The sequence below is a fragment of the Streptomyces sp. NPDC059564 genome, assembly GCF_042735575.1.
GTDB lineage: Bacteria > Actinomycetota > Actinomycetes > Streptomycetales > Streptomycetaceae > Streptomyces.
Genome location: NZ_JBHWBP010000136.1, coordinates 1 through 18,963, shown reverse-complemented (window position 1 = coordinate 18,963; position 18,963 = coordinate 1). Strand labels below are relative to the sequence as shown.

Here is an 18,963-nt window from a genome sequence, read left to right as displayed (position 1 = left end):
GTGCCGGGACGTTCCGGGCACGGCACACTTCAGCGGGATCCCGGCGGCGTCAGCGCCGCTTGTCGCTCTTCGGGAGTCCCTTGCCCGCCGTGTCCGCGGAGCCGGGTTCCTTGGGCGCCGCGTTCCTCAGGAACGGTCCGCTGGCCACCGGTTGGATGGTGACCAGGTTCCAGGGTTTCAGGTTGGTGGCGGGAGTGCCGCAGTCGAGGGTCGTCCCGTTGGAGGCGCACTGGAGCTCGTACACGGCCCCGGACGTGGTCATCACCTTGAAGTTCGTCACCTGGCCCAGGGACGAGACGGTGGCGCTGCAGACGGTGGCGGGGTCGGGGTAGCCGGGGTTCTGCGCGGTCGTGGTGAGGTCTTCCCGCTTGTAGTTCCCCGTCTGGGGGTCGTCCCGGTGACCCCCGTACGCAACCCCGTTGATCAGGAAGACGCTGAACTCCTCCGTGCTGTTGGAGAGGATGGAGCCGATGTCGTTGCCGCACCCACTGGTGCCCGTCGCACCGGTGGCGCCTGTGGCTCCGGTGGCACCCGTCGCTCCGGTGGCACCCGTCGCTCCGGTGGCACCTGTGGCACCTGTGGCTCCGGTCGCACCCGTCGCGCCCGTCGCACCGGTGGCTCCGGTCGCGCCCGTTGCTCCGGTGGCCCCCGTAGCCCCCGTCGCTCCGGTGGCCCCCGTTGAGCCCGTGGCTCCGGTCGCGCCCGTCGGCCCAGTCGGCCCCGTGGGGCCGGGAGGGCCCGGTTTGCCCTTCGGGCCTCGGGGGCCCCTCGGGCCCTCCGGGCCGCGGCAGTCGTCGTCGTGCCCGCCGGACGGCGCCGCCTTGGGCCGGGACTTGGTCGTCTCGCAGTCCCCACCGCCCAGCGCGTTCGCCCCGGGCGCCGCGACGGCGGGCGAGGCGATTCCCGCCAGTACGAGCGCGAGAGAGGCGAAGGCTCCACCGGTCAGCCAGCCGGCTCGTCTGGGCAGCGGGCCCAGGGTGGATCTGGTCCTGTCGTCGGGACGCATGTGCCGCTCCTTCGGATTACCTGTTCGGATGATCACCGGAACGGTCCGGTGTCCGCAGTCATACTTAGGAGCGCCTCCCGGACGGCGGCGTACGACGCGCCCGCCGGTCAGCGGTTCGGCCCAGCCCGCACACCCGCCCGGGTCAGCCCCCGGCGTGCTGCGGCGCGCACCGGCGCGGGGCTCCGTAAGGTCCGGCCGTGAAACCCACCATCTGCCTCTGCATGATCGTGAAGAACGAGTCCGCCGTCATCGAGCGCTGCCTGGCCTCGGTACGCGACCACATCGACACCTGGGTCATCTCCGACACCGGCTCCACCGACGGCACCCAGCAGCTGATCCGGACCGCGCTGGCGGGGATCCCGGGCGAACTCCACGAGGAACCCTGGGTCGACTTCGGCCACAACCGCAGCCTCAACATCGCCCACGCCCGCGGCAAGGCCGACTACCTGCTCCTCCTCGACGCGGACCTGGTCCTGCGCGCGGACGCGCCGCTGCCGCCCCTGGCGGCCGGTTCGTACATGCTCCGCCACGAGGGCGACACCGAGTACCGCATCAAGCGCCTGGTGAGCGGAAGGCTGCCGTGGCGGTACGAGGGGGTCACCCACGAGTACATCACCTGCGACCTCACGGAACCCGTCGCCCACCTGGACGCCCTCGTCATCGAGGACCACGGCGACGGCGGCTCCAAGCACGACAAGTTCGAACGCGACGCCCGGCTGCTCGGCGCCGAGCTGGAACGGGACCCGGACAACGGCCGGACCGTCTTCTACCTCGCCCAGACCATGCGCGACATGGGAGAACGCGCCGAGGCCATCCGCCTGTACGAGCGGCGGGCGGCCATGGGCGGCTGGGTGGAGGAGGTGTACCAGTCCCTCCTCCAGGTCGGCACCCTGCACGGCGACAGCGGGGCCCCCGCCGACTGGCCCGCCGCGATGGACGCCCTCAACCGGGCCTGGGAGGCGCGCCCGGAGCGGCTGGAGGCCTGCTACGAACTGGTCTCGCGACTGCGGCTGCTCGGCCGGTACCAGTCGGCCCACACCATCGCCCGGGCCTGCCTGGACCGGCCGGCGCCGGACGACGTCCTGTTCGTACAGCCTTGGGTCTACCGCTGGGGGCTGCTGTTCGAGTACTCCATCACCGCGTACTGGGTCGGGGACCTGGAGGCCTCCCTCCAGGCCTGCGACCGGCTCCTCGCCCTGCCGGACCTGCCCGCTCCCTACCGCCGCCAGACCCTGCTCAACCGGGGCTTCGCCCTCCAGCGGCTCCCGGTGCCGGCCCAGGCCTGACGCCTACCGCGCGGACGGGGTGAAACGCAGGGGCGCGGGGCGCCGTACGGGCGGTGCGGGCACCTCCGGGGCGAAGGGCTTCGAGAACAGGGCCAGCAGCCCGGGGTGCACCGCGCACAGCGGCATGCGCCCCGTCTCCGCCGCCGCCTCGCGCAGGCGCTCGTCGCCCGCGAGGCGCTCCGCGCTCACGTACAGGAACGCGTTCTGCGCGTACCAGGGTTCGATCTCCGGGTCGTCCCACAGGCGGGTGCGCAGGCAGTCGACCAGTTCGTAGCCCCACCGGCCGAAGTGGTCGCGCCAGTAGCCGGGCCACTGCTCGTTGCGGTGGTCGCTGCCCGTCTGCCCGGGGATCGCGGCCGAGAAGAGCACCACGTCGGACAGGGCGCAGAGTCCGGCGACCAGCGGTCCGGCGCGGTCCGGGTCCAGGTGCTCGGCCGCCTCCAGGGACATGGCGAGGTCGAACCGGCGGCCGTCGAGGTCCAGCGGGGCCGAGAGGTCCCGCCGCAGGAAGGACTCGGGCGGGATGCGCAGGGCGTCGTCGGTGACCCAGTCCCCGTCGATCCCGAGGACCGTCTCCACCCCCAGCGCCCGGGCGGCGGCCAGCCAGGAGCCCGTACCGCAGCCCAGGTCGACCACGCTGGACGGACGGACCAGATCGAACACCATCGGCAGCACGCGCTCGGCGGACCGCGCCGAGCCGTCCTGCTGGCTTTCGTAGAACCAGGCCCCGTACGCGTCGTCGCGGGACACGGACATGCCCATCACCTCGAGACTCACCCTCGCCAATCCGGTGGACCAGACGATCCCACAACGGACCCCGCGCCAGGACGTGCCACGCGCGGGGGAAACGCCGAACGCCGGGAGCCCGTGAAGGGTTCCCGGCGTTCGGCGTGAAGGCGTGGGCGGCCGCTAGCGCAGGCGGGCCATCAGGGCGTGCTCGACCAGGGTGATGAGCGCGCTCTTGGCGTCCCCGCGGTGGCGGGCGTCGGTGGTGATGATCGGAGCGTCGGGTCCGATCTGGAGGGCCTCGCGGACCTCCTCCGGCGTGTACGGCTGGTGGCCGTCGAAGCCGTTCAGGGCGATCACGAACGGCAGGCCGCTGTTCTCGAAGTAGTCCACGGCCGGGAAGCAGTCCGCGAGACGCCGCGTGTCGACGAGGACCACGGCACCGATGGCGCCGCGGACCAGGTCGTCCCACATGAACCAGAAGCGGTCCTGACCGGGCGTACCGAAGAGGTACAGGATCAGGTCCTGGTCCAGCGTGATGCGGCCGAAGTCCATGGCGACCGTGGTGGTCGTCTTGTCACCGGTGTGGGTGAGGTCGTCGATGCCGGCCGAGGCACTGGTCATCACGGCTTCGGTGCGCAGCGGGTTGATCTCGGAGACCGCGCCGACGAACGTGGTCTTGCCCACGCCGAAGCCGCCCGCCACCACGATCTTCGCGGAGGTGGTGGAGCGAGCCGCTCCGCCGTTAGAGCTTGCGAAGTCCACTGAGCACCCTTTCGAGCAGTGTCACATCTGGCTGGCCGCCGGCAGACTCGTCGCCGCCGGGCTGGTGAATGGCGACAAGGCCCGCCTCCGCCAGGTCGGCGACGAGGATGCGGGCGACACCAAGAGGAATGGAGAGAAGTGCCGAGATCTCCGCGACGGATTTGATCTCCTGGCACAGACGGCAGATGCGCTGGTGCTCGGGCAACTGCCCTTGCAGACGCGCGGGATCGGCCGTGGTACTGACCAGCGCCTCGATGGCGAGCTGGTAACGCGGCCGCGTACGGCCGCCGGTCATCGCGTACGGACGCACCAGCGGGTTGTGGGCCTTCGGCGCCGGCTGCCGCGCGGCGCGCGGAGGCTGCTGCGGAGGCATCTGGTGGTGCTGGGGCTGCTGGGGCTGACCGTACGGCTGCTGCTGGTAAGGATTGTGCTGCTCCGGCATCGGCCGGCTGGGAGCAGAGGGGAAGTTGAAGCGGTTCTGGTCGTGCCCACCCTGCGGCTGCTGCGCGCCGCCATAAGGATGTCCTCCGGGTGTTGTCACGTCTCCTCCTCCGACTCCAAGAACGCAGTACTCCCTGTGGAACCGCGCCACCGCACCCTACGGTGCGATGACGCGAAACACACGGCCTGTCTGTTAGTTGAGAAGGCTTCCCTGCAGTTCCGCGCGCAGGTCCGGGGTGAGGACGCTGCCGGCACGGTCCACGAGGAGGGCCATCTCGTAGCCCACGAGGCCGATGTCGCACTCGGGGTGCGCGAGCACCGCGAGCGAGGATCCGTCGGAGACGGACATGAGGAAAAGGAATCCCCGGTCCATCTCCACCACGGTCTGGTTGACGGCGCCACCCTCGAAGATGCGGGAGGCTCCGGCGGTCAGCGACGTCAGACCGGAGGCCACGGCCGCCAGCTGATCGGCGCGGTCGCGCGGGAATCCGTCGGACATCGCCAGAAGAAGGCCGTCGGCGGAGACCACCACCGTGTGCGACACCCCTGGGGTGTTGTCCACGAAATTGGTGATCAACCAGTTCAGGTTCTGTGCCGCCTGGCTCATCGGGCTCACACTAACGCTCCTGGTCATAGCTGTTACTTGACTGCTCGGAACCCGCGCTGCGTCCCTGCTGGACACCGCGTCGCAGGTTGCTCAACCTGCCACGGACGTCCTCCGGTGCGCGGGAGACCTGGGGGCCGCCCTGCGGGGTCGTCTCCGCAGCGCCCTCGACCAGGTTGGCCTTGGGCACCCGCCGAGGGAGACCGGACGGGGTGACCCCGCCCGCCTTCGGCTCACGGAGCTTGCCGGCCTGCTGCCAGCGCTCGTCGTTGCGCGAACGCCAGGCCGCTGTGCCTTCTGCTTCCTCCGGCGCCCGCTCCGCCTCAGCGGGCTGCTGCTGACGCTGCGGCCGCTGCTCGAAGAGAGATCCTGAGGACTCCGCTTCCTGCTGCGCCGGCTGCCACTGCTGCTGGCTGCCGCGTCGCGGCAGGCCCGCTCCGGTCATCTTGTGACCGGTGTCGGCAGCGGCGCCCGGACGGTCGAAGCCTACGCGTTCCCGGGCCGGTTCGGGAGCGACCGGGGATTCCGATTCGGTCCCGTAGTCCTGCTGGTAGGAGCCCGGGAAAGTGTTCTGCTCGGGCCATTCTGCCTGCGGGGACTGCTCCTCGTAACCGCCGTCGTACGCCTGAACGGGCTGCTGCTGTTCCGGGTAGCCGTCTTCCGTATAGGAATAACCCTGCTCCGGGTACGGCTCGTAGGCCTGCTGCTGCGGGGCGTTCTCGTACGAGGGTTCGTAACCGGGCCCCGACTGCTGCTCGTAGCCCTGGTACGGCTGGTACCCGTGCTCCGGCTGGGGTTCCGGATACTCCTGGCCGGGCTGCTCCTGCGGGAAGCCGAGCTGCGCCTCCAGCTGGGCCCGGCGCTCCTCGCGGCCCAGCGACCGCACGACCGGGTCGAGCGGCGGCTCACCGGCGCCCTGCCCGCCCTGGGCGTCGTAGCGCGAGTCGTCGAAGCCGAGCTCGGCGGCCGTCCGCAGCGGGGCGGCCTGCTGGATCTGCTGCTGCGGAATGATCGAGGAGACCGTGAAGTCGTCGTCCGGTATGCCCTCGCCACCGCCACCGTGGGTGATGGCGTCGGGGAGCATCACCAGCGAGGTGGTGCCCGCGGCCTCGCCCGAGGGGCGCAGCTGGACGCGGATGCTGTGGCGGTCCGCCAGTCGGCCGACCACGAACAGACCCATGCGCTGCGAGATCGCGGCGTCCACGGTCGGCGGGTTGGCCAGCTTGTGGTTGATGTCCGCGAAGTCCTCGGCGGTGAGGCCGATGCCCTTGTCGTGGATCTCGACCATCACGCGGCCGTCGGGCAGACGGGTGGCGTTGACGCGGACCTTGGTCTGCGGGGAGGAGAACGTGGTGGCGTTCTCCAGCAGCTCGGCGAGCAGGTGCACGAGGTCGGTCACGGCCTGGCCGTGGATCTCGGCCTCGGAGACGCCCGAGAGCTCGATGCGCTCGTACTGCTCCACCTCGGAGGAGGCGGCGCGCAGCACGTCGACGAGGGGGACCGGCTGGTCCCAGCGGCGGCCCGGGTTCTCACCCGCGAGGATGAGGAGGTTCTCGCCGTTGCGGCGCATACGGGTGGCGAGGTGGTCCAGGCGGAAGAGGTTCTCCAGCTGGTCCGGGTCCGCCTCGTTGTTCTCCAGGTCGGTGATGAGGGTCAACTGGCCCTCGATCAGCGACTGGTTGCGCATGGAGAGGTTCGTGAAGATCGCGTTGACGTTCCCTCGCAGGAGCGCCTGCTCGGCGGCGAGCCGGACCGCTTCCCGGTGGACCTGGTCGAAGGCGCGGGCGACCTCGCCGATCTCGTCCTGGGAATTGATCGGGATCGGCGCGACACGGGTGTCGACCTTGCCCGGGTCGGTGCGCGAGAGCTGGTCGACGAGCATCGGCAGGCGCTGCTCGGCGACGTCGAAGGCGGCGGAGCGCAGCCGGCGCATCGCGCGGCTCATCTGGCGGGCCATCATGCCGGCCAGGATGAACGCGGCGAGCAGGGCCACGACCACGATGGCGCCGGTCAGGATGGCGTCGCCGCGGGACTTGTCGGACACCGCGACGGCGTCCTCGACGGCCTTGGCGAGGAGGTCCTTCTCGATCTCGGCGTAGCCGTCGAACTTCGCGGTGGCGGCGGCCTGCCAGGCCGGGGCGGTGGTGCCGTTCAGGGCGAGCTTGGCGGGCTTCTCGCCGCTGGCTATCGCCTCGGTCATGCCGGTGAGCGCGGAGCCGTTGACCACGGGCGGGGCCTTGAAGGTGGTGCTGCCGGACTGCTCGGCGGCCGTCTTGGCCGCCGCGAGCTTGGCGGCCCCCTCCTGGGACTTCTTGCCCATGACCTCCTTGAGCCGGTTGGTGTCCTCGTCGGTGCCGGCGGCGACGTACTCGCCGATGGCTATCTCTTCGAGGTAGGCGTAGGAGGAGAAGGCGACGAGCTGGGCCTTGCGGACGTTCTCGTCCTCGCTCGGGCGCACCAGCAGGTGCGTGCCGACGGAGCGCTGGAGCGAGTTCGCGGCCTTGGCCAGCTCGACCGCGTAGACCATGCGGCCGTAGCTGGTGACGTTTCCGGTGCCGAGGCCCAGTTCGTTGGAGAACTGCATGAGGTAGTGCTGGACCAGCACGTACCCCTCTTCGGTCGGGATGGGGCCGGCCGCGGCGGGGAGGTTCTTCTTCGGGGTCTCCGGAACGGCGTAGGCCGTCTTGCGGACCTGCTCCAGCTTGGGCTCCTCCTGGCGGAAGAGCTTCAGGCGGCGCTCCAGACCCTGGTTCTCCGGCAGGCTCTTGACGGCCTCGGCGAACTTGGCCTTGGCCGAGTCGGTGGCCGCGTAGGCCTTCGTCACGGCTTCGTTGGTGCGGTCGCCCTTGAGGAGCGGTTCGGCCGTCAGGTCGCGCTCGTTGAGGAGGGCCTGGCCGTATTCGGCCGCGGCCTGGACGATCCGGGCGGTCTTCTCGGCGTCCTTGGCCTCGTTCCAGCTGTCGACCGAACCCTTCACCTGGAAGCCGCCCATGACCAGTCCGACGAGGACGGGTACGAGGAGGATGGCGTTCAGACGGGTCGGCACGCGCCAGTTGCGCGGCGAGAGCTTGCTGGTGCTGCCGCCGCTCGCGGGCGCCTCCACGGGCACGTCGACGGGCGACGCGGCCGCTCTCGGCGGCGGGGTGAAGTTGCCGCGCGCGGGTTCATCCGCGGGGCTTGCGATGCTTCGCCTCACTCGACCAACAACCTCTCGGCGGTGCTACTAGCTAGTTCGTTGAATTCCAGCATGGCCAACGGCCGTGTTCCAAACAGTTGAAACCGGCCATTCACGGAGCCATATGACCCACATAAACCGGACATAAAGAGCGAGCGGCGGCAAAAATAGGGCCAGTTGTGCGCGCTGCGGCACCGGCCGAACGCACGCTGTGCCCAACTCGCCTCAATTCTCTGTCGAAACGTTATGAACGACAGAGGCGGGCCGTGTCCGATGACACAGCCCGCCCCGGCGCGTTCACGCGGAAGCCGTGCTACTTGAGCCGCGCCATCAGCGCGTGCTCGACGAGCGTGATGAGCGCGCTCTTGGCGTCCGCGCGGTGGCGGGCGTCGGTGGTGATGATCGGAGCGTCGGGTCCGATCTGGAGGGCCTCGCGGACCTCCTCCGGCGTGTACGGCTGGTGTCCCTCGAAACCGTTGAGCGCCACGACGAACGGCAGGCCGCTGTTCTCGAAGTAGTCCACGGCGGGGAAGCAGTCCGCGAGACGCCGGGTGTCGACCAGCACGATGGCGCCGATGGCGCCGCGGACCAGGTCGTCCCACATGAACCAGAAGCGGTCCTGACCGGGCGTACCGAAGAGGTACAGGATCAGGTCCTGGTCCAGGGTGATGCGGCCGAAGTCCATGGCGACCGTGGTGGTCGTCTTGTCACCGGTGTGGGTGAGGTCGTCGATGCCCGCGCTCGCGGACGTCATGACGGCCTCGGTCCGCAGCGGGTTGATCTCGGAGACCGCGCCGACGAACGTGGTCTTGCCCACGCCGAAGCCGCCCGCCACCACGATCTTCGCGGAGGTGGTGGAGCGAGGAGCCGCTCCGCCGTCAGAGCTTGCGAAGTCCACTGAGAACCCTCTCGAGCAGCGTTACATCCGGCGTTCCGCCGGCCTCTCCATTGCCCGGCTGGTGGATGGCCACCATTCCGGCCTCCGCCAGGTCGGCGACGAGGATCCGGGCGACACCGAGCGGCATCGACAGAAGTGCGGAGACCTCCGCGACCGACTTCACCTCACGGCACAAGGTGCAGATGCGCTGGTGCTCCGGCAGGAGTGTGGACAGGTGCATCGGATCGGCCGTGGTGCTGACCAGCGCCTCTATGGCGAGCTGGTAGCGCGGCCGGGTACGGCCGCCGGTCATCGCGTACGGACGCACCAGCGGCTGGTCGCCTTCCGAGTACGCATCTCCGTACGCATCGGGGTAGGCGGGGGGCGGGGTCATTGATCCTCCGGGCTGGACAGCAGTGGTCAGCGTGCCGTCTGACGGGGCGGCCGGTGGGGGGGACGTGATGACGGCCTGGCGGGGGTACTGGGTTCCGGGTGCGGGGTCCCGGGCCCCCGGCCGGAAGTACCGTCCGGCCGGGGGGTGGCGAGTCAGATGAGCAGGCTTCCCTGCAGTTCCGCGCGCAGGTCCGGGGTGAGGACGCTGCCGGCACGGTCCACGAGGAGGGCCATCTCGTAGCCGACGAGGCCGATGTCGCATTCGGGGTGTGCGAGCACGGCGAGGGAGGATCCGTCGGAGACGGACATGAGGAAGAGGAATCCCCGGTCCATCTCCACCACGGTCTGGTTGACGGCGCCGCCCTCGAAGATCCGGGAGGCCCCGGCGGTCAGTGAGGTCAGACCGGAGGCCACGGCCGCCAGCTGATCGGCCCGGTCACGGGGGAACCCTTCGGACATGGCCAGAAGGAGTCCGTCGGCGGAGACCACCACGGTGTGGGACACCCCTGGGGTGTTGTCCACGAAGTTGGTGATCAACCAGTTCAGGTTCTGTGCCGCCTGGCTCATCGAACTCAACTATCGCTCCTGCTGGTAAGTGGGGTCGATGTGGTAACTGCCGGTCGCGGGGCCGGTGGTGCCGGCCTGTCGCCCCTGCTGGATACCGCGTCGGAGGTTGGTGAGACGGCCGCGGACGTCGTCCGGGGCGCGCGATACCTGCGGGCCCGCCTGGGCCTCGGCCTGCTGCTGCGCGGTCCCTGCCACGAGGTTCGCCCGCGGCACCCGGCGGGGGAGCCCCGAGGTGGTGATGCCGCCGGCGGCGGGCTGGCGCACGCGCTCGGCCTGCCGCCCCAGCTCGTCGTTGGGGGAGGAGCGCCAGCTGACCGTCGGCGTGCTGCCGGTGACCGCCGTGGCGGGCTCGGCCGCGAGCTCCTGGCCGCGCTGCGGCAGCTGCTGCTGCGGAGCCGCCGGGGTGGCGGACTGCTGCGGGGCGGACTGCTGGGGCTGCTGGGGTACGGCCGGTGCCTGACCGGAGGACTGCTGCGCCTCCTGGTGGAACCAGTTCGACTCCAGCGAGTCGAAGATCGGGCTGCGGACCTCGCCGGTGCCGTGCGACGGGGCCGGCGGCAGGGCCTCCGGCTGGTGCGCCTGCGGCAGCCGAGGAGCCTCGGGGCGCTGGGCCGGGGCGTAACCGCCCTGCTGCTGGCCCTGGGGCCGCTGCTGCTCGCCGTAGCCGCCGACACCGGGGCCGCCCGGGCGGGCGAACTGGCCGGTCGAAGCGGGGTCCAGCGGGCCGCCCAGCTGCGGGCGCTCGAACTGGCCGGTGGCGGACGGGTCCGCCGGGCCGCCCAGCTGCGGGCGCTCGAACTGGCCGGTCGTGCTGTTGGCCGGGTTCGGGCCGGTGGCCTGCGGGGGCGGGGCGTTGAAGTCCGGACGGGCGAACTCGGCCGTGGAGCCGGGGCCCGACAGCTCGTCGTGGCCGCGCGGGACCTCGTGACCGCCCTGGCCCGCACCCCAGCTCGTGGCCTGCGGGAGCCCGGCGGGGGAGGTGCCCGTGGCCGGGAGCGCCGGGCGGGCGCCGCCGTCGCGCGGCGGCAGCTGCGGGCGCCGGCGCTGGACCGGGGCCTGCGGGGCGGACTGCTGCGGGGCGGACTGCTGCTGGGCCTGCTGGGGCTGCGACTGCTGCCCCGGCTGGCCCTGCTGGCCGTACTGACCCGGCTGCGGCTGACCCGGCTGCTGCGGCCGCTCGAAGCCGTTGCCCTGCGGGAACCCGCCGGGACCGGACGCCGGAGGCATCCCGGCCGGCCGGGACTGCGGGCCGCCACCGAGGAGGCCGCCCTGGCCGCCCGTGGGACCGCCCTGGCCGCGGGCGGGCAGCGGAGCACCGCCGCCGAAGGCACCCTGGCCCTGCGCCTGCCCCGTCGCCCCGCCGGGACCGCCCTGGGGACGCTGCCCCGGGCCGCCCTGCTGCGGACGCTGCTGGCCCGGCGCGCCGTCACGCCCCGGCAGGGCGGCACGCTGGGCGCCGCCGGAGACCTGACCGCGCTGCTGGCCGGCGCCCACGGGAGGACGGGCCGGAGCGCCGGCCACGGAAGCCTGCCCACCGGGAGCACCCTGACCGCCCTGACCGCCCGAAGGCGCACCCGGACCGCCCTGGCCCGGCACCGGACCCGGCTTCTTGCCGCCCTGGGCGACGTCCACCGGCAGCATGACGAGGGCCGTCGTACCGCCCGAGTCGGAGGGGCGCAGCTGGATGCGGATGCCGTGTCGCAGGGACAGGCGGCCGACCACGAACAGGCCCATGCGGCGGGAGACGGAGACGTCCACGGTCGGCGGCGACGCGAGCCGCTCGTTGATCGCGGCGAGGTCCTCGGGGGAGAGGCCGATGCCGGTGTCGTGGATCTCGACCAGCACGCGCCCGTCGGGCAGCGCGTGACCGGTGACCTTGACCTTGGTCTGCGGGGAGGAGAACGAGGTGGCGTTCTCCAGCAGCTCGGCGAGCAGGTGCACGAGGTCGTTGACGACGCGGCCGGCGACGTCGGTGCCGGGCACCGACGAGAGTTCGATGCGCTCGTACTGCTCCACCTCGGACGCCGCGGCACGGAGCACGTCGACGAGCGGGACGGGGCGGGTCCACCGGCGGCCCGGCTCCTCGCCCGCGAGGACGAGGAGGTTTTCGCCGTTACGGCGCATGCGGGTCGCGAGGTGGTCGAGCTTGAAGAGCGAGGACAGCTGGTCCGGGTCGGCCTCGCGCGACTCCAGCTCGGAGATGAGCGAGAGCTGACGCTGGATGAGGCCCTGCGAACGGCGCGAGAGGTTGGTGAACATCGCGTTGACGTTGCCTCGCAGGAGGGCCTGCTCGGCGGCGAGGCGGACGGCCTCGCGGTGCACGTCGTCGAACGCCGCGGCCACCTGGCCGATCTCGTCGCGGGTGTGCAGACCGACGGACTCCACGGAGGTGTCGACGTCCTGCGGGTCCGACTCCGAGAGCTGCTTGACGAGCTCGGGCAGACGGTCCTGGGCGACGCGCGTCGCGGTGTCCTGCAGGCGGCGCAGCGAGCGGATCATGGACCGGGCCATGATGAAGGCGCCGACGAGCGAGACGCCGAGGACGAGGAGGATCAGGGCACCGTTGATGATGGCGTCCTGCTGCGACTCGTTCTTGAGCTCGCGGGCCTTCTGCTCCATGTCCTCGAGCAGGGTGAGCTCGATGACCTTCATCGCCTGGAGCTTGGTGTCGTCGGCGTCGTACCAGTCCATCCAGGACCGGTTCTTCTCCTTGCCGAACTGCCCCTGGGTGCTGAGCACGCGGCGGGCGTAGTGGTCGGCGCTGCCGATCTCCGTGTTGCCGTCGCCGAGCGCCGCGAGGAGCTCCTCGGGCTTGCCCTGGTAGACGAGTTCGAAGGTCTTCTTCTGCTGGCTCTCGCCGCGGAGCGCGGAGAGCGCGTAGAGGCGGTCGTTCTCCTCCAGCTTGCCCGGCTTGTCACCGCTCTCAGGGAGCGAGGCGGCGATGATCGCGCGCTGGATGGAGGCGTACTCCTTGGCCGAGGAGAAGGCCGCGAGGGCGCGGGTACGCTTGATCATCTCGGGGCTGGAGGTGGCCTGGGCCATGTCCTGCGAGAGCGAGAGCAGCGAGACGATCAGCGCGTTGTACTCGGTGACGGTCTGCTGGGCGCCGTTCTGGTACGCCTTCTTGCGGATGTCCTCGATGCCGGTGAGCTGGCGGCCGATCTGCAGGATGTTGTTGCGGATCGACTTGAGGGTCTCGTCCTTGTCCTGCGCGTTGTCGACCTTGTCGGTCGCGGCAGTGAAGGCCCGGGCGGCGGAGTCGGTCTGGTCGCGGACGCCCTGGACGAGGCTGTTGGTCTTGCCGTCCTTGGCGATCGACATCGGACCGGCCGACTTGTCCCGCTCCTCCTGGAGCATGGCGGCCAGGTTGGTGGCCTGCCGGGTCATCGTCGTCAGCAGCTGCATGTGCTCCAGCTGGGCGATGTCGTTCAGCGAGTCGTTGATGCGGAAGCCACCGAGCGTGGTGGCGGCGACGACCGGCAGCGTCAGCAGCGACACCAGTCGCGTGCTGATGCGCCAGTTCTGCATGGCCAGACGGGAACCGGGCCCGGGGGGCTTCGGTATCGCCGTGTCGGTTTCGGCGAGCTCGCTCTTGCCCTTGGTCCGGGCGGGCTTGACCGCCTTGCCGGGCTTCCCGCGACCCTTCGCCTTCGCCGAGGCGGAGGTGTCGGGGCCCGCTCCTTCGACAGCCGGCCCGCGGTTCTGGGCGTGCTGGGGCGAGGCGCCACGGTCGGTCCCGCCGCGCGGCTCCTGCTCCGCCGCAGCTTCCCCACGGCCCTGGCGGGCCTGGGGAGACCCCTTGCCATCCCTCTTGAATCGTCCCTGCACTAGCGTCGCAACCTCTGGACCAGGCGTCCCACCGGGCGACCGGCGGGACGGTGTCGAGTCGTGGGGCACTGACGGCCCCATGGTGGTCGTCGGTGACCGGCGCGTCTCCCTCTCCTTGCCACCGCGCTCGGCGCTGTCTCGCGCCACCTGCGCGCCGGCTGATTCCCGCGGCGGTCCCGCGAATTCCAGCACAGTGGGGGATCTCCAACAAGGTGCGCGTGTCGCCCCGGCGAGCCCGTCACGGCTTGTGATGGAAGGGCTACGCGATGTGGAACCACTATCGGGATGAATCGGACTTACGCCAATCAAAGCTTGCGCCTGGCAAGGTGTCCCAGTCCTGATGATCAGGAGCGGAATGGCTCATTCAGTGGCGCAATGTCCGTTTCGGTGCATGGAATTGACTGACCATTATGCCCGGAATGCCCCGGCATTGGTGAGCAAACTCACACGGCCATGGCCATTACTTCCCGGTTCAGCCGGGGATTCAGATGTTTAGCCTTGCCCTTTAAAGGGTTGGCGCCACACCCGGCGCATCAGACAACCGTCACCCCACGAGCGAGCCGAGGGCCCGAAACTCCGATGAAGACGACGATGATGTTCCGCAACATAGCCAACCCCCGCCGCACCACCCTCGTGCACCTCAAGGACGCCGAGGAACTGCAGGCGGCACCGGCGACCCCGGAGCACTCCGTCGAGCTGCCGGCCCAGACCGCGAACCCCCGCCGCACCGTCCTGATGGACGCCCCGGTCGCCGCCGCCGCGCAGTAGCGGCACCGCGCAGGGACGCGGAGCGCCGCCGCCCACCGCGTTAGCCTGGAGTCCGCAGACTCCAGCCAGCGGAAATACAGAGGGGCAGACGCAACACGTGCGCATCGCCAGGTTCTCGATCGACGGAAACGTAGCCTTCGGCGCGGTCGAGGGCGACGCCGCCCCCGGCGCCGAGTCGGAGCTCGTCCTCGACATCATCAAGGGCATCCCCTTCGCGGACTTCGAGCTCTCGGGCACGAAGGTCCCGCTGAGCAAGGTCCGGCTGCTGCCGCCCGTGCTCCCGAACAAGGTCGTGGCCGTGGGCCGCAACTACGCGGAGCACGCGGCGGAGCTCGGCAACGAGGTCCCGGACGCCCCGATCACGTTCTTCAAGCCCTCCACCTCGGTGGTCGGCTCGGGCGACCCGATCACGTACCCCTCCTTCTCCCAGGACGTCCACCACGAGGCCGAGCTGGCCGTGGTCATCGGACGCATGTGCCGCGAGGTCCCGAAGGAGCGCGTCAAGGACGTGATCCTCGGCTACACCTGCGCCAACGACGTCACCGCCCGCGACGTCCAGCAGCGGGAGAAGCAGTGGGCCCGGGCCAAGGGCTTCGACAGCGCCTGCCCCCTCGGCCCCTGGATCGAGACCGACCTCGACCCGAGCGACCTGACCATCCAGTGCACCGTGAACGGCGAACAGCGCCAGCTCGGCCGCACCAGCGACATGGTCCGCTCCGTCGAGGACCTGATCGTGCACATCAGCGAGGCCATGACCCTGCTCCCGGGCGACGTCATCCTCACGGGGACCCCGGCCGGAGTCGGCCCCCTCAACGTCGGCGACGAGGTCGCCGTCACCATCGAAGGCATCGGCACTCTCACCAACAAGGTGATCAAGCGTGGCTAACGCACCCGTCCGCGTCCGTTTCTGTCCCTCCCCGACTGGCAACCCCCACGTGGGCCTGGTCCGGACGGCTCTCTTCAACTGGGCGTTCGCCCGCCACCACGGCGGTACGTTCGTCTTCCGCATCGAGGACACCGACGCGGCGCGCGACTCCGAGGAGTCGTACGTCCAGCTGCTCGACTCGCTGCGCTGGCTCGGCTTCACCTGGGACGAGGGTCCCGAGGTGGGCGGCCCGCACGCCCCGTACCGCCAGTCCCAGCGCATGGACATCTACGCGGACGTCGCGCAGAGGCTCCAGGACGGCGGCTACGCCTACCACTGCTACTGCACCACCGAGGAGCTCGACCAGCGCCGCGACGCCGCGCGCGCGGCCGGCAAGCCCTCCGGCTACGACGGCCACTGCCGCGACCTGAGCGCCGAGCAGAAGGCCGCGTACGAGGCCGAGGGCCGCACCTCGATCGTCCGCTTCCGGATGCCCGACGAGACGATCACCTTCACGGACCTGGTCCGCGGCGAGCTCTCCTTCACCCCGGAGAACGTGCCGGACTTCGGCATCGTCCGCGCGAACGGCGCCCCGCTCTACACGCTCGTCAACCCGGTCGACGACGCGCTGATGGAGATCACGCACGTGCTGCGCGGCGAGGACCTGCTGTCCTCCACCCCGCGCCAGATCGCGCTCTACAAGGCGCTGATGGAGCTCGGCGTCGCCAAGGGCGTCCCCGCGTTCGGCCACCTGCCGTACGTCATGGGCGAGGGCAACAAGAAGCTCTCCAAGCGCGACCCGGAGTCCTCGCTCAACCTCTACCGCGAGCGCGGCTTCCTCCCCGAGGGCCTGCTGAACTACCTCTCGCTCCTCGGCTGGTCCTTCTCCAAGGACCAGGACATCTTCTCGATCGAGGAGATGGTGGCGAAGTTCGACATCCCGGACGTCAACGCCAACCCGGCCCGCTTCGACCTCAAGAAGGCCGAGGCGATCAACGCCGACCACATCCGCCGCCTGGACCCGAAGGCCTTCGCGGACGCCTGCGCGCCCTGGCTCGCGGCCCCGCACGCCAACTGGGCGCCGGAGGACTTCGACGCCGAGGCCTGGGCGCGCATCGCGCCGCACGCCCAGACCCGCGTGACCGTCCTGTCGGACATCACCGCGAACGTCGACTTCCTCTTCCTGAAGGACCCGGTCGAGGACCAGGCGTCCTGGGACAAGGCCATGAAGGGCGAGCCCGCGGCCCTGCTGACCACCGCCCGCGCCAACCTGGACGCGGCCGACTGGAGCGACCCCGAGTCGCTCAAGCAGGCCGTCCTGACCGCCGGCGAGGCCCACGGCCTCAAGCTCGGCAAGGCGCAGGCCCCGGTCCGCGTGGCCGTCACCGGCCGCACGGTCGGCCTGCCGCTCTTCGAGTCCCTGGAGATCCTGGGCAAGGAGCGCTCGCTGGCGCGCATCGACGCGACGCTGGCCAAGCTCGCCGCCTGACCCGCACTCCCCGACGGGGCGGCAGCCGATCCGGCTGCCGCCCCGTTCGGCGTTGCCGCGTTGTCGGTGCGGGGCCCTAGGGTGCCTGCAGTTGATCACGCACTCCGTGGAAGGCCGCACCATGCCGATGACCGCCCCCGACTTCGACCGGTACTTCACCCCGGGCCACTCCTTCTCCTACGAGAGCGGGCGGACCGGCACCCTCGCGGTGGCCTTCGCCGGAGAGTTGTGGCTCCCCAGCGGCCAGGTGACCGCCTGCGACCCCTTCATCGGCCTCGGCGGGGGAGAGGCCGAGCCCTTCACCGCCCGCGTGGCCCCCGGCCGCTACCGCGCGGAGACGGCGATAGCCACCCTCACCGACCCCGGCGAGGACCTCGGCGGCCCGCCGCACCGGCGTACGGCCGCCGCCCGCCTGGTGATCCGCGACACGGCGACGGTCACCTGGGAGCCGGCCCTGCGCGCGGGCCAGGACGCCTCCTCGCTCGGCGAGGACGAGTTCTTCGGCTACGGGGTGGACGCGGGCACCGGCTGCTTCTACGACGTGGCCGCCGACGAGTCCTTCCCGGAGTGCGAGGGCGACGAGGGCCCCCTCTGGGACGCCTTCGAGGAGGCGGGCCACGGCCCCGGCCCGCACCTGGTCACGGGTGAGAACGGTCACAACCTCGTGGCCTTCGGCTCCGGCTGGGGCGACGGCCACTACCCGACCTGGGTCGGACGGGACGCGGACGGCGGGGTCACCTGTTTCGTGACCGACTTCTTCGTCGTGCCCACGCCCGGGGACGACCCGGCGTAGGCTCGCCCGTATGCCGATCCGCGCCGTGCTGTGGGACATCGACGACACCCTGTTCGACTACACGGGTGCCGACTCGGCGGGGCTCGCCCGGCACCTCTCCGACGAGGGCATCGGCGAGCGCTACGGGTCCCCGGCCGAGGCCCTGGCCCTGTGGCGGCGGTTCACGGAGCTGCACTGGGCCCGCTTCGCCGCCGGCGAGGCCACCTTCCGGGGCCAGCGCCAGGACCGGGTACGGGACTTCCTCGACGCGCCGGCGATGAGCGCGGAGCAGGCCGACGCCTGGTTCGAGCGCTACGTCGAGCACTACAAGGCCGCCTGGGTCGTCTTCCCGGACGTCGTGCCCGCCCTGGACGCCCTGGCCGACGGCTACCGGCACGGCGTGCTCTCCAACTCCTCCACCGTCAACCAGGACCCCAAACTGCGTCACCTCGGGCTGCGCGACCGCTTCGAAGTGCTGGTCTGCGCCGCCGAACTGGGCGTCAGCAAGCCCGACGCCGCCGCCTTCCTCGCCGCCTGCGAGGCGCTCGGGCTGCCCCCGGGCGAGGTGGCGTACGTCGGAGACCAGCCGGAGATCGACGCCCGCGGCGCCCGTGACGCGGGGCTGGAGGCGGTCTGGCTCGACCGCGACGGCGGCCGCGGACCGGGACCGGCCGGTGTGCACCGGATCGCCGGACTCGACCGGCTGCCGGAGCTGCTGGCCGCAGATACCCGTTTTGGAGCACGGTCAGGCATCCGGTAATGTTCTTTCTGCGCCGCCGGAGCGGGCCGAAAGGCCGGACACGGAGGCGCTAACCAAACGAAAGCCCCTCAAGGGGTTGAAGTTCGGTGGGCTATAGTGTAATTGGCAACACGAGGGTTTCTGGTTCCCTTATTCTAGGTTCGAGTCCTGGTAGCCCAGCGCAGTGCAGAAGTAACGCAGTGCTTTGCCCCCGTTGTGTAGCGGCCTAGCACGCCGCCCTCTCAAGGCGGTAGCGCCGGTTCGAATCCGGTCGGGGGTACAGATCCTTCCCGCAAGATCTCCATTTGGGTAGCTCCCGGACGTCTTGATGCAGGATCGCTAGGGCCCCCGTTGTGTAGCGGCCTAGCACGCCGCCCTCTCAAGGCGGTAGCGCCGGTTCGAATCCGGTCGGGGGTACGGTGTCTAGCTGGTCTAGACCTTTGGGCTATAGTGTAATTGGCAACACGAGGGTTTCTGGTTCCCTTATTCTAGGTTCGAGTCCTGGTAGCCCAGCGTAGTACCGCAGTAACAGCTAGCCCCCGTTGTGTAGCGGCCTAGCACGCCGCCCTCTCAAGGCGGTAGCGCCGGTTCGAATCCGGTCGGGGGTACGCACAGAAGAGGCCCTCCCCCATAAAAGCGGAGGGCCGAGGCGCGGTTGCCCG

16 protein-coding genes and 5 tRNA genes are annotated in these 18,963 nt (G+C 70.7%); 11 read left to right on the top strand and 10 right to left on the bottom strand.

The features are described from left to right. Positions 1–49: 49 nt before the first annotated feature. The gene (locus ACFV0Q_RS22555) at positions 50–1,006 is read right to left on the bottom strand and encodes a hypothetical protein (RefSeq protein WP_385008029.1); all 957 of its coding nucleotides are present in this window, start codon (positions 1,004–1,006) and stop codon (positions 50–52) included. Between the two features lie 197 nt (positions 1,007–1,203). On the opposite strand from ACFV0Q_RS22555, the gene ACFV0Q_RS22550 reads away from it, so the two are divergent. Continuing rightward, entirely contained in the window at positions 1,204–2,292 is a 1,089-nt protein-coding gene (locus ACFV0Q_RS22550) for a glycosyltransferase (protein WP_385008027.1), read from the top strand. Positions 2,293–2,295: 3 nt separating this feature from the next. On the opposite strand, the gene ACFV0Q_RS22545 is transcribed toward ACFV0Q_RS22550, so the two are convergent. From ACFV0Q_RS22545 to ACFV0Q_RS22505, 9 genes are all read right to left on the bottom strand, one after another. Then, complete coding sequence (locus ACFV0Q_RS22545; RefSeq protein ID WP_385008025.1) at positions 2,296–3,048, bottom strand: class I SAM-dependent methyltransferase; 753 nt, start codon at positions 3,046–3,048, stop codon at positions 2,296–2,298. Between the two features lie 153 nt (positions 3,049–3,201). Further along, positions 3,202–3,783: an ATP/GTP-binding protein gene (locus ACFV0Q_RS22540; protein ID WP_079429940.1), complete on the bottom strand. Its 582-nt coding sequence runs from the start codon at positions 3,781–3,783 to the stop codon at positions 3,202–3,204. After that, positions 3,764–4,324 carry a DUF742 domain-containing protein gene (locus tag ACFV0Q_RS22535; RefSeq protein ID WP_385008023.1) on the bottom strand — a complete coding sequence of 187 codons (561 nt, stop codon included), beginning with the start codon at positions 4,322–4,324 and terminating at the stop codon, positions 3,764–3,766. The genes ACFV0Q_RS22540 and ACFV0Q_RS22535 overlap by 20 nt, the downstream gene beginning before the upstream one ends. A gap of 93 nt (positions 4,325–4,417) precedes the next feature. Further along, entirely contained in the window at positions 4,418–4,831 is a 414-nt protein-coding gene (locus tag ACFV0Q_RS22530) for a roadblock/LC7 domain-containing protein (RefSeq protein ID WP_030037347.1), read from the bottom strand. A gap of 10 nt (positions 4,832–4,841) precedes the next feature. Further along, the gene (locus tag ACFV0Q_RS22525; protein ID WP_385008021.1) at positions 4,842–8,024 is read right to left on the bottom strand and encodes a nitrate- and nitrite sensing domain-containing protein; all 3,183 of its coding nucleotides are present in this window, start codon (positions 8,022–8,024) and stop codon (positions 4,842–4,844) included. A 292-nt stretch (positions 8,025–8,316) separates the two neighbouring features. Continuing rightward, positions 8,317–8,901 carry an ATP/GTP-binding protein gene (locus ACFV0Q_RS22520; protein WP_266573764.1) on the bottom strand — a complete coding sequence of 195 codons (585 nt, stop codon included), beginning with the start codon at positions 8,899–8,901 and terminating at the stop codon, positions 8,317–8,319. After that, entirely contained in the window at positions 8,882–9,274 is a 393-nt protein-coding gene (locus ACFV0Q_RS22515; RefSeq protein ID WP_351831676.1) for a DUF742 domain-containing protein, read from the bottom strand. Before ACFV0Q_RS22515 ends, ACFV0Q_RS22520 begins: the two co-directional genes overlap by 20 nt. A gap of 152 nt (positions 9,275–9,426) precedes the next feature. Next, entirely contained in the window at positions 9,427–9,840 is a 414-nt protein-coding gene (locus ACFV0Q_RS22510; protein ID WP_008739864.1) for a roadblock/LC7 domain-containing protein, read from the bottom strand. A gap of 9 nt (positions 9,841–9,849) precedes the next feature. Continuing rightward, entirely contained in the window at positions 9,850–13,668 is a 3,819-nt protein-coding gene (locus ACFV0Q_RS22505) for a nitrate- and nitrite sensing domain-containing protein (RefSeq protein ID WP_385008018.1), read from the bottom strand. Between the two features lie 579 nt (positions 13,669–14,247). Here ACFV0Q_RS22505 and ACFV0Q_RS22500 point away from each other — a divergent pair. The 10 genes from ACFV0Q_RS22500 (at position 14,248) to ACFV0Q_RS22455 (ending at position 18,909) form a co-directional block, all read left to right on the top strand. After that, complete coding sequence (locus tag ACFV0Q_RS22500) at positions 14,248–14,436, top strand: hypothetical protein (protein WP_385008016.1); 189 nt, start codon at positions 14,248–14,250, stop codon at positions 14,434–14,436. A gap of 97 nt (positions 14,437–14,533) precedes the next feature. Further along, complete coding sequence (locus ACFV0Q_RS22495) at positions 14,534–15,322, top strand: fumarylacetoacetate hydrolase family protein (protein ID WP_385008014.1); 789 nt, start codon at positions 14,534–14,536, stop codon at positions 15,320–15,322. Next, positions 15,315–16,790 carry a glutamate--tRNA ligase gene (gene gltX / locus ACFV0Q_RS22490; RefSeq protein ID WP_385008012.1) on the top strand — a complete coding sequence of 492 codons (1,476 nt, stop codon included), beginning with the start codon at positions 15,315–15,317 and terminating at the stop codon, positions 16,788–16,790. Before ACFV0Q_RS22495 ends, gltX begins: the two co-directional genes overlap by 8 nt. Positions 16,791–16,911: 121 nt before the next feature. Beyond that, positions 16,912–17,583 (top strand): DUF4241 domain-containing protein, encoded by a 672-nt coding sequence (locus tag ACFV0Q_RS22485; protein ID WP_385008031.1) that lies wholly within the window; start codon positions 16,912–16,914, stop codon positions 17,581–17,583. Between the two features lie 10 nt (positions 17,584–17,593). Continuing rightward, a complete protein-coding gene (locus ACFV0Q_RS22480) occupies positions 17,594–18,322 on the top strand; it encodes an HAD family hydrolase (RefSeq protein ID WP_385008010.1) in 729 nt (242 codons plus the stop codon). An 87-nt stretch (positions 18,323–18,409) separates the two neighbouring features. Then, positions 18,410–18,481 (top strand) — tRNA-Gln (locus ACFV0Q_RS22475). 27 nt (positions 18,482–18,508) lie between these two features. After that, positions 18,509–18,581, top strand: a tRNA-Glu gene (locus ACFV0Q_RS22470). A gap of 64 nt (positions 18,582–18,645) precedes the next feature. Continuing rightward, positions 18,646–18,718, top strand: a tRNA-Glu gene (locus ACFV0Q_RS22465). A 24-nt stretch (positions 18,719–18,742) separates the two neighbouring features. Then, a tRNA-Gln gene (locus ACFV0Q_RS22460) sits at positions 18,743–18,814 on the top strand. Between the two features lie 22 nt (positions 18,815–18,836). Then, positions 18,837–18,909 (top strand) — tRNA-Glu (locus tag ACFV0Q_RS22455). Positions 18,910–18,963: the final 54 nt, after the last annotated feature.